This window comes from uncultured Brevundimonas sp., assembly GCF_937870815.1.
Taxonomy (GTDB): Bacteria; Pseudomonadota; Alphaproteobacteria; order Caulobacterales; family Caulobacteraceae; genus Brevundimonas.
Window position 1 is genome coordinate 1 of sequence record NZ_CALMZS010000222.1, and the last position, 9,631, is coordinate 9,631.

A 9,631-nucleotide genomic window follows, 5' to 3' on the forward strand; every position below is an offset into this window, starting at 1 on the left:
GGAGCGGGAGCCCTGGCCGGAGCGGGGATCGCCGGCGCCGGCGCCATGGCGGCCGGCGGCGCGGCCCGACTGGCCGGGCCGGCGCGAGCGGCGGCGGGCGCGAGTTCGGGACGACCGCCCATGCCGCCGAACCCGCCGGGACCCTCATCGACCGGGACGCCTTCGAACGACAATCCACCGCCGTCCGGGCCACGTCGTCCCTCGGGCGGAGCCACGACCCCGCCCGGGCCGTCAGGCGCCAGCGGCGTCAATGAGCCTGCCGCGGCCTGGCGGCAGCAGGCCGAGCCCACAAGCGGCGGGGCGGGTGAACCCGCGGCGGAGGCGACCCCGTGGTCCGGCGCGGAGGGACCATCCGGCGGCGGCGGGCGCTCGCACGGAGCGATCGCGGCGGAGGCCCGGACCGCCCGGGCGGACTTTCATCGCGCCGCGTCACGACCGGCCACTGCCGCTGGATCAAATCCGCGGGGACGGTCCGCGGCCCTGCAGGCCTTCTTTGTCGCCAACGCCGGCCGCGGGTTGCTCCCGTCCGGCGAAACCAGCGGCGTCCTGTCGCCCAATCTGAAGACCGAGGAGTCCTGAGATGCACCCCTTCTTCCGGCCCAGACGGGCCCTGGCCTCCGCGCCTGAGCAAACCCCTTACCAGAGGGCCGGCCAGGTCTGGGACGACCGCATGGGCCTGTCCCTGGCCCATGCCCGCAACTGGCGCCGCATCGCCCTGGCCAATCTGGTGCTGGCCGGATTTCTCGGCGCCGGGTGGTGGGTCCAGGCGGACCGGGCCGTGGTCAAGCCCTTCGTGGTCGAGGTCTCCGACTGGGGCGAGACCCAGCGCATCACAGCCATCGGCGGGCGCTACGAACCCAATGAGGCCCAGATCGGTCATGCCCTCGCGGGATGGGTCCGCGACGTCCGTTCCAAGTCGATCGATCCCATCGTCATCCGCCAGAACTGGCTGCGGGCCTATGACCTGATGACGCCGAAGGCGGCAGCCTTCCTGAACGCCTGGGCCCAGGCCCACGACCCGTTCGCCGAGGTCGGGCGCGAGGCGGTCAATGTCGAGATTCTGAACGTGGTGCGCCGCACGGACCGGACGTTCGACCTGCAATGGCGCGAAACCCGCTTCGTCAACGGCCAGTCGGCGGGGACCGAGCGCTGGCGGGCCCTGATCACCACGACCGTCCAGCCGCCCCGCACGGAGGCCGAGCTGATGAAGAACCCCCTTGGACTGAAAATCGAGGATGTATCATGGACCCCCGACGCCTCCTGATCCTGACCGCTCTGGGCCTGTCGATTTCAGGCTGTGCGGTTTTCCGCCACGACCCGGCGCCCGCGGCTCCCTGGGCGGGCCAAACGGCCGCCACTGTTCCCATGGAAGTGTCGACATCGATATCGACGTCGACATCGACCGACAGTGCCGAACCGGTCGTCGCGGGTCCGCATGCGCCCCCGCCGACGGAACAATCCGATGAGGCGGCGCCGGGTCGCGCGACGACCGTCACGTCGTCGGTGCCGCCGCGGGCCGGAGACACACCGACCGCGGACGCGCCGACCGGCGCAACCGGGCGGCGGGCTATCGCCGCGGCCAATGCGACGGCGCGGGCCCCGTCGCGGGAGGACGCCTTCGTCGGCGGGGTCCAGGTCTTCACCTGGTCGCCGGGCCGGGTGTTCGAGGTCTGGACCGCCCCGCTTCGGGTGACCACCCTGACCCTGGCCCCGGGCGAGACCCTGGTGGCCAAGGCGGCGGGCGACACTGTGCGCTGGCAGATCGGCGAGGCGGTGTCCGGCGAAGGCGCGGGCCAGAGGACCCATGTACTGCTCAAACCCCTCGAGCGAGGCCTGGAAACCAACCTCGTCCTGACAACGAACAGGCGAGTGTATCTCATTGATCTGAAAAGCGGCGGGGTCGACGCCTTCAACGCCGCCGTGGCCTGGGACGCGGACTCGATCCTGGCTGTTGGCGCGCCGGTGGACGCCGGTGCGTTTGCGCCTGTCCGCGAGCCCGTCGTGATGCCGCAGGGCGAGCTCGACGCCCGCTACCGGATCGAGTCCCGGGGCCGGCGTCCGCGCTGGACCCCGACCTCGGTGTTCAATGACGGCCGGCGGACCTTCATCACCTTCGATGCGGACCTGCAGGTCGATGAGGCGCCGGTCCTGTTCGTCATCGCCCCGGATGGGGAGGCCCAGATGGTCAACTACCGGCAGGTTGGCGGCCTGTACGTCGTCGACCGGGTGTTCGACCGGGCCGAACTGCGTCTGGGGGACCGGCGGCCCCAGGTCGTCCGTATCCGTCGCCTTGCAGGAGCCCGTTCATGACCGACGTCGATCCCCTTCAGTCCGACCCGGGGTCTCTCCCGCCCAAGGAGCCCGCGCCGGGCCTGACCGCCCGGGCGGCGCCGCCTCATGCCGTGCGCCTGCGTAAATCCGTGGTCCAGGTTCTGGTCATCGGCGGCGCCGTCCTGGTCTCGGGTTCCCTGGCCTGGGCCTTCGTGGTCCAGCCGGAGCTGCGCGACAGCGCCCGGGCGCGGCAGGCCGAAGCGCGCGAGGAGCAGACGCGCGGTGTCGTCCGGCCCACTGAGGCGGTCACCGACCAGCCGGCCAGTTATGATCGTCTGCCTGATCCGCGCATCGCGGACAGACAGACTGAACCCGCCCAGGCGAACGAGCCGACTGTGCGGACCGCAGGGTCCTATCAGCCCGCCTATCGGCCGGCGGCGGCCGCGCGCGATCGAGGACCGAGCCCGCAAGAACAGGCGGCGCGCTCCGGCCTGTTCTTTGCGGATTCCGGAACCCCGCCCGCGGGATCAAGGGCGGGGCCGCAGGCGTCCGACGCGGATCGATCGCCCGTTGTCAGTCCGGACCATGATGCGATGTATAATGGCCATGCGCTGGTGGCCCCGCTGTCACCGTTCGAGCTGAAGGCGGGGGCCATCGTGCCCGCGGCGCTTCTGACGGCCGTGGACACCTCGCGCGCGGGCCCCGTGATCGCGACCGTCACCCAGAATGTGTATGACTCCGTGAGCGGTCGCCACCTGCTGTTGCCGCAGGGTACGCGGCTGATCGGGTCGTCGGAGGGACGGAGCGCCTATGGCGACCGCCGGGCCTTCCTCACCTGGGAACGGCTGATCCTGCCCAATGGCAAGAGTCTGATCCTGACCAGTGAGCCGGGCGTGGACGCGCAGGGCGCGGTCGGCGTCCGCGGCCAGGTGGATCGCCGGCTCTGGCCACTGCTGGTGGGGACGCTGTTCGCCGGCGCCATCACCACCCTGGGACAGATCGCCCGCGACGACGACGGCGGCGGATCCGGAGGCCTGTTGGGCGACGCCGGGGACGCGGCGGCGATCGAGGGAGCCCAGGTCGGCGGGCGACTGGTGGACCGCGAACTGGAGGTCCGGCCTTCGATCCGGCTTCGGGCCGGCGCGCCCGTCCGGGTCATGATCACCCGGGACCTTATCCTGGAGCCCTATCGGCCATGACCGCCTCCCGAACCCACCGCAAGCACTGGATCGCGCCGGGGTTGGCGTTGGTCGCCCTGACTGGTTTGGCTCTGGTTGCGGATCACAGACCAGCGCCGATGCTGATCAATGAAAGCGCCAGCCTGCCGCGGGGCGTCTACGTTCGCCTGCCGGGAGCCGCTCCCGGGCACGGCGCGGTCGTCGGCGTCCCGCAACCGTCAGCCGTCCGCGCCTATCTGGAGCGGCTCGGGATGCCCGACGACCTGCTGCTGATCAAACGGGTCGCCGCGGTCGGCGGCGACACCGTCTGCCGGCGGGACGACCAGCTGGTCACGCCTGGGCGCACACTGGTCGTCCAGGACCGGGACCGGCGTGGGGTCGCCCTGCCGACCTGGCGCGGGTGCCGCCGGCTCGGCGAGGAAGAACTGTTCCTGCTCGGCGACACGCCGTCGAGCTTCGACAGCCGCTATTTTGGTCCGGTCGCTCGCTCGCGGGTGACCGGCGTCTATCGGGAGATGCTGACATGGTGAGAAGGCTCTGGATCGCGACGGCCGCCCTGGCGATCACTGCCCCGGCCTCGGCTACGGCCCAGCAGGTGGACTGGGCCGCGGCCGGAGGAAGCCTGTTCGGGACGCCGGCGGTCGAGCCGGCCGTCACGGACGCCCTGGACAGTCTGGAGGTTCCCCGGCTGGCGGTTCTGGACCAACCCTTTCGCGACGCCATCGAGGCCGCCGCCCTGGCGCACGGACTGGACCCCAAGCTGCTTCACGCCCTGGTCATCACGGAAAGTGGCTACAGGGTGGATGCGCGCTCCCCCGTCGGGGCGGGCGGCCTGACCCAGCTGATGCCGGACACAGCCCGGGAGCTGGGCGTGGTCGACCGGTTCGACCCCGTCGAAAACCTCAGGGGAGGGGCCGACTATCTGGCGCGACAGATCCTGCGCTTCGGCGATCTGAGGCTGGCGCTGGCGGCGTACAACGCCGGCCCGGCGCGCGTGGCAAGACTGGGTCGGGTTCCGGACATAGCCGAGACCCAGGCCTATGTTGCGACTGTGGTGGATTGTTATCTGGCGCTGACGGCGGGCCAGGGCGTCGTCAATGCCCGGCAGTGCCGTCCCCGCGGAGCCGGGCAATGACCGGGGAGGCGGAGGATGGGGTGGAGATCGCTCCGGCGATCGACGAGCCGCTGCTGACGCGGGCGGAGGCCTCGATCTTCCTGGGCTCGTTCGGGATTCGACTGAAACCGGCCACCCTGGCGCGGCTGTGGTCCACGGGCGGCAATGGTCCCCCGTGCCGCCACATCCGGTCCCGGCCCTTCTATCCGCAAGACCTGTTGCGGGATTGGGCCCGGTCGCAGATTTCGGACATCCGCACCGCCGCGCCGCCCGCGGCGAGGGGACGACGTCGTGGCTGACCGGTTGAGCCGGGATGCCGCGGTGGCCCCGACGATTGAAGCTCTGTTGGCGGACCCTGCCGCCAGTTTCGCGGTCAAGGCGGTGGCCCGGCGATGGGCGAGGCGCGATTGCGTCGATGCCGCGGTCGACGCTCGAACGCTTTGCACCGTCTTCGAAGCGGTTGCCGACCAGATGTTTGGAGGCGTGTCATGACGTTTGAACCCGAAGGCGAACCGATCGAGACGGGCGGGCCGGAGGACCGGCTTTTGCCGTGGGATCGGGTCCGGGACGTCACCGGCCTCAGCCGGTCGACCGCATGGCGCCTGCAGCAGGTCGGGGACTTTCCCGAACCCGTGCGCATCTCCCCCAACCGGGTGGGCTGGTGGGAAAGCGAGCTGACGGCGTGGAAGGCGACCCGGACGGTCCGGGGCCTGCCGCATCCCAAGCCGTTGGCCCGACCCCGGGAGCCGAAGTTGATCCAGACCACGCGGTCGCCGCGTCGCAAGCCCGAGAAGCCGGCGGTCGTGGCGACGGGCGGGGTCTCGCCGGAGCCTGCAGGGCCGGCCGCGCCGGCGGCAGCCCCCCGGCGACGCAAGCGACCAGCCTGCGCCGATCAGATCGATTTCGGATTCTAGCGTCGCATGGCCAGGTGCGATGGCGCGGAGCCAGGCCGGGTAGGTCGACAATCCCCGTCTAGAAGGTCTGGGGCAGGCGTAGTCTTATGCCGCGTTCGTCGGCCTCGGCCGGGTCCATGAAGGCGTTGCAGCCGTCCAGGACCTCCTGCGTGGCGCTGATTTCGGTCCAGGGAACTGCCGCCACCCATTTCTGCGCGAAATCCAGGCTGCGGATCAGGGTGTTTGGATTGTCGCTGTTTGAAAGCACCTTCAGTCCCGTCAGGTAGTTGCTGCGGAAGATGGTCGGAATGATGATGCGCTCTTCGTCGGCGGCGACGAGTTCGGCGTTCATCATGATCCGGCCGATCCGGCCGTTGCCGTCCGTGAAGGGGTGAACCTCCGACACCAGAAACATCATGTAGACGGCCCGGGCGAAGGGTGTTTCCAGACTGTGATAGAGTTCAAGCCCGCGCGTCAGTGTGCCTTCGACGTGAGCGGGGTCCACGAATGTGGTCTGTCCCGCCCGATTGGCCTCCTCCTTGAAGGCCCCCGGATTCTTGTCTGGACGGCCCGCCATGAGCGCGGCATGCCGGCGTTTGAGAATATCGAAGAACTCGGGAGCGTCGCGCGGCGTCCTGGCCATTTCGACAGGATCCGAAACCAGCCTCCAGGTGCCGAGGATGTCGTGAGCGTCGGAAGGACGGTCACGGGGGATGACGTTGCGAAACACGATATCGGCGGCTTCGCTGACCTCGAACTCCGTGCCTTCGATGAAGTTGGAAAAATAGGCCTCAAAAAAGGACAGGCTTGACCGTCCTTCCGCCGGACGTTCGGCGGCGGGGCGGATGACGGGCGCCGTTGCTCTCAGTTCCCGATGCAGAAGTTCGAAACGCGCGAGCCGTTCAGGGTCGAAGGGAAAGCCGGAACGACGCGCCTGGGCTCCGTCCGTGACCAGGGGCTCATCGCGTGTGCCGAGAAGGGCCCCAATCAGTCTTTCCAGGGTTTCGCACTCCACTTCGCGCCCGATCATGGGCGCGATCCGGCGCGCCTCGTCCCTGAGCCTGTTGGCCGCTTCATCGCCCCCGCGACGAATGAGGGTGTCGAGATGGGTTTCGATCTCACTGCGCGTCAGGGTGCGCGGTACGTCTCCACCGCGCCGACGGGAGGGGGCCATGTTGTCGAGATAGGCCCTCGCGGTCGAGGAGAGGAAGAGATTGCCGACGAACGGAAGGTCGGTGGGCTGAGGGGGCGCCCCCCGGCGGGTCCGGATCGTCACGCCCGGCAATTCGATGTCGCGCTTGCGATCGGAAACGACGAAGACCGAGCCGTCGGCCGCCGGCTTGTTCTCGATCGCGGTTCGGTCGGCGATCAGCGCGCCGGGGATATAGGCGCCGACAAGGGTCCATAGATGCCGCCCGACAATTTGCTCGGGCGGGTCCACGAGATTGCGGGTATACAGCTTGGACCCGATCTGCCGGAGCTCGCCCTGGCTGACCGCGCGCGACACCGCGGTCGCCGTCTCACTGGTGGAGACGAAGATTTCCGGAAAGTCTTGCACGGGGGACTTGGGCATTAAGCGGCTCCTCCGTCCCTGTTTAGCAAGAAAATGGGACTTAGGCGCGCAATTATGAAAGCTTTCGGGGTTTAAGGGCTGCGTCTAGGCGAGGACAGGGCCGAGGGTTCCCGGAGGTCCATGCCACTGAGCGTGCTACTGACTCGGCCGACGGCCATCAGCTGGCTTTACCCCGAGCAGCAGGAGAGCTTCGAGCCATCCACGTCGAAGGTTTGTGCCGCGAGCTTCAGGCCTTCGACCTTGGTCAGGTAAGGGAAGATCGTCGCCCCCACCTCGGCGGCCGTCACGCCGTATTTGATCGCCAGCACCATCGTCTGAAGCGCGTCCTCGCCTTCGGGAGCCATGATCTGCCCGCCGAGGAGACTGTCCGTAGCGTTGTCCGCGACCAGTTTGATGAGCCCGCGCGTGTCGCGCGCCGCCAGTGCCCGGGGCACCTGATCGAGCGGGAGCAGGGACACCTTGATATCTAGCCCCTGCGTCCTTGCCACCGTTTTCCGGCTCACTAGGAGAGCTTGACGGACATAGGGGCTGGTTAGGAGACCGCTACGGACATTTTTATCCCGGCCGGCTCCTTGCGAGATCACCTTCAGACAGTTTCACGCAAGCTCACCGGTCCGCGCTCCCATGGCGGAACCGGTCCTCCATTTTCGTAAGTCACCCGAATTCCGCCCACCTATGAGCGAGGCCCGTTCGGAGGAAACAGTGGGCGCGGTCATCACGATCTTGGCGCGCGCTTATGCTCTCTGCGAGAGTCCGCGCCAACGGCAGGCGGGGGATAAATGGCAGAGACCGATCGTCTGCCGGACGCTCGCGACGCGGTCTAGATTGACCCGACGGCGCTGCAGGTCGCCAGCCCGGTCAGGACCACGACGACCAGCAGCGCTCCGATCAACACCGTTTCCTTGAGGTCGGGTCCATGCGCCCATTCCTCGCGGGGCTTTCCATCATTGCGCGACCACGCCGTTCGCAACCGGCACCACCCTCGCTGCAAGGGACCCGGATCGGGCATCAGCGAAGGCTCAGGGTGGCCGAAATCGCGCAATGATCGCTCAGAGCCTGGCCACCGAACGTCCGTTCCTCAAAGCTTCTCAGGTTGGCGGTTGCCCGCCGATCAAGGACGATGAAGTCGATGAAGTCCCGGTAGCGAGGATTGCATCCTGCGGACTCGTCGCCCGACGCAAGGGCGAGGTCCGAGTTCGGCGGAGATGAATCGTCCCACTCGGCCCAGACGGCGTCATTGGCCATGCCCATGCGCCGGTTGAAATCCCCCAGCACTGCGAAACGCACCCCCTCCACGGCTCTGTCATCGATCCAGCGTTCCATGGCCGGAACCTGCTCGAACAGGACCGGACAGGCGTCGTTTCGGTCTCCGGACGAACACCCCGACTTCAGATGTACCGAAAGCACCCGGATAGGCGCACCGCCCCGGGGCCGAACCATGAGGTCGACGCCTGAGCGAAGGTCGGGATTGCCCACCTGAATGCCGGTGACGTCGGGTTGTCGTTCGAATGCCAGACCGTTGCGAACCGCGAACCCGGTGCGCTGGGCATTGATCGTCAGCCCGTCGCGTCCTCGACACGCTCCGCCGCGATCCGTGCCGATCCGGTCCTCGATCACCACAGTATAGATCGCAGGGTTGAACACCCGTTCAGCGGCGGCTTTTGTCTCGACCTCCTGAATGGCAATGATGTCGGCGCCGAGGTCGTCCACATAGGCCCGCATCGCCGCATAATCGGCGTCGGTGCGAGGGCGGCATCCGGAGTTATTCCGCTCCGCGAGATGCTCCATATTCCAACTGGCCAGCTTGATGACCGGACCGGAATGGGGGCTGTTGCTCGAGCCGGTCGCCGTGCAGGCGGCGGCGAACAGCCCCAAGGCGACGAAGATGGTTGCGGGCTTCATGCGGCGAATAGAGCAGAAGGCGTCGGCGATGCCTATCGCCCGCCACAGACATGACCTCGACACCGGTTCGGGTGATGCTGAAGGCCCCGCCCGGGGGGCGGCGCGCAAGTGCGTGGCGTTCCCTTACGAGATGACGCCGTCCGCGTCGGAGACGCCGGCGAGGTCGTTGAAGCGAGCGCGCGCCGTGGCTTCGTCATAGAGAATTTCGCTCTGACGCGGCGGTGCGACGACATAGTACATCGTCACGGGAGCCAGTTCCTGGCGCTCGCGGCGCCACAGGGCGAACCCCTCGCGGCCTTCCAGGCGCGTCCAGGCTCCAGCATCGTTGGGGTGGTCCGGAATGGATGCCATCGGGTTTCCTAAAAATGAGCGATCGCGACGGATCCGGAGAGGTCGGGCCTGACCCGATGAAACGCCCTGCAAAAAGGCGGCGCGGCGGTGAGGTCGAATCAGGCCGCAAACAGGCCCGCATCAACGCATTTCAGGGGATGTTGTCACGTCCCGCGCAAGGATCTTACGCATCGACTGCCCCACTATTGCCCCACAAACGCGAATATTCACGAAAAACCCTCCGTGAACGGAGGGAGCGGGTCTGGTAAGTTACTGTTTTTAAATGGTAAAAGTGGTGGATGCGACAGGGATTGAACCTGTGACCCCCTCGGTGTGAACGAGGTGCTCTCCCGCTGAGCTACGCATCCAT

11 protein-coding genes and 1 tRNA gene are annotated in these 9,631 nt (G+C 67.9%); 7 read left to right on the plus strand and 5 right to left on the minus strand.

All coding sequences use genetic code 11. The annotated features are described in order from the left end of the window. Positions 1-580 precede the first annotated feature (580 nt). The 7 genes from trbF (at position 581) to Q0588_RS15550 (ending at position 5,477) form a co-directional block, all read left to right on the plus strand. Positions 581-1,264: a conjugal transfer protein TrbF gene (gene trbF / locus Q0588_RS15520; RefSeq protein WP_298748064.1), complete on the plus strand. Its 684-nt coding sequence runs from the start codon at positions 581-583 to the stop codon at positions 1,262-1,264. Between the two features lie 239 nt (positions 1,265-1,503). Further along, positions 1,504-2,310 (plus strand): TrbG/VirB9 family P-type conjugative transfer protein, encoded by an 807-nt coding sequence (locus tag Q0588_RS15525; protein ID WP_298748067.1) that lies wholly within the window; start codon positions 1,504-1,506, stop codon positions 2,308-2,310. Further along, entirely contained in the window at positions 2,307-3,470 is a 1,164-nt protein-coding gene (locus Q0588_RS15530; RefSeq protein ID WP_298748071.1) for a TrbI/VirB10 family protein, read from the plus strand. Before Q0588_RS15525 ends, Q0588_RS15530 begins: the two co-directional genes overlap by 4 nt. Then, positions 3,467-3,979: a S26 family signal peptidase gene (locus Q0588_RS15535; protein WP_298748074.1), complete on the plus strand. Its 513-nt coding sequence runs from the start codon at positions 3,467-3,469 to the stop codon at positions 3,977-3,979. The genes Q0588_RS15530 and Q0588_RS15535 overlap by 4 nt, the downstream gene beginning before the upstream one ends. Continuing rightward, positions 3,973-4,584 (plus strand): lytic transglycosylase domain-containing protein, encoded by a 612-nt coding sequence (locus Q0588_RS15540; RefSeq protein WP_298748077.1) that lies wholly within the window; start codon positions 3,973-3,975, stop codon positions 4,582-4,584. Before Q0588_RS15535 ends, Q0588_RS15540 begins: the two co-directional genes overlap by 7 nt. Next, positions 4,581-4,862: a hypothetical protein gene (locus Q0588_RS15545; protein ID WP_298748079.1), complete on the plus strand. Its 282-nt coding sequence runs from the start codon at positions 4,581-4,583 to the stop codon at positions 4,860-4,862. The genes Q0588_RS15540 and Q0588_RS15545 overlap by 4 nt, the downstream gene beginning before the upstream one ends. Before the next feature lie 189 nt (positions 4,863-5,051). After that, positions 5,052-5,477, plus strand: coding sequence for an AlpA family phage regulatory protein (locus Q0588_RS15550; protein ID WP_298748082.1), 426 nt, complete (start codon positions 5,052-5,054; stop codon positions 5,475-5,477). Between the two features lie 58 nt (positions 5,478-5,535). Here Q0588_RS15550 and Q0588_RS15555 read toward each other — a convergent pair whose 3' ends face one another. The 5 genes from Q0588_RS15555 to Q0588_RS15575 all read right to left on the minus strand — a co-directional run bounded on the left by Q0588_RS15555 (position 5,536) and on the right by Q0588_RS15575 (position 9,629). Further along, positions 5,536-7,029, minus strand: a complete 1,494-nt coding sequence (locus Q0588_RS15555; protein WP_298748085.1) for a Fic family protein — start codon at positions 7,027-7,029, stop codon at positions 5,536-5,538. Positions 7,030-7,196: 167 nt separating this feature from the next. Next, positions 7,197-7,613: a hypothetical protein gene (locus tag Q0588_RS15560; protein ID WP_366873037.1), complete on the minus strand. Its 417-nt coding sequence runs from the start codon at positions 7,611-7,613 to the stop codon at positions 7,197-7,199. A gap of 424 nt (positions 7,614-8,037) precedes the next feature. After that, positions 8,038-8,931 (minus strand): endonuclease/exonuclease/phosphatase family protein, encoded by an 894-nt coding sequence (locus Q0588_RS15565; protein ID WP_298748088.1) that lies wholly within the window; start codon positions 8,929-8,931, stop codon positions 8,038-8,040. 123 nt (positions 8,932-9,054) lie between these two features. Next, positions 9,055-9,282, minus strand: a complete 228-nt coding sequence (locus tag Q0588_RS15570) for a hypothetical protein (protein ID WP_298748091.1) — start codon at positions 9,280-9,282, stop codon at positions 9,055-9,057. Between the two features lie 272 nt (positions 9,283-9,554). Then, a tRNA-Val gene (locus Q0588_RS15575) sits at positions 9,555-9,629 on the minus strand. Between the last annotated feature and the right edge of the window lie 2 nt (positions 9,630-9,631).

Bases quoted from the DNA above. Each gene is read 5' to 3' on its own strand.
- trbF (WP_298748064.1), top strand. From the start codon at position 581: ATGCACCCCTTCTTCCGGCCCAGACGGGCCCTGGCCTCCGCGCCTGAG.
- Q0588_RS15570 (WP_298748091.1), bottom strand. From the start codon at position 9,282: ATGGCATCCATTCCGGACCACCCCAACGATGCTGGAGCCTGGACGCGC.
- Q0588_RS15535 (WP_298748074.1), top strand. From the start codon at position 3,467: ATGACCGCCTCCCGAACCCACCGCAAGCACTGGATCGCGCCGGGGTTG.
- Q0588_RS15545 (WP_298748079.1), top strand. From the start codon at position 4,581: ATGACCGGGGAGGCGGAGGATGGGGTGGAGATCGCTCCGGCGATCGAC.
- Q0588_RS15550 (WP_298748082.1), top strand. From the start codon at position 5,052: ATGACGTTTGAACCCGAAGGCGAACCGATCGAGACGGGCGGGCCGGAG.
- Q0588_RS15555 (WP_298748085.1), bottom strand. From the start codon at position 7,029: ATGCCCAAGTCCCCCGTGCAAGACTTTCCGGAAATCTTCGTCTCCACC.
- Q0588_RS15530 (WP_298748071.1), top strand. From the start codon at position 2,307: ATGACCGACGTCGATCCCCTTCAGTCCGACCCGGGGTCTCTCCCGCCC.
- Q0588_RS15540 (WP_298748077.1), top strand. From the start codon at position 3,973: ATGGTGAGAAGGCTCTGGATCGCGACGGCCGCCCTGGCGATCACTGCC.
- Q0588_RS15565 (WP_298748088.1), bottom strand. From the start codon at position 8,931: ATGAAGCCCGCAACCATCTTCGTCGCCTTGGGGCTGTTCGCCGCCGCC.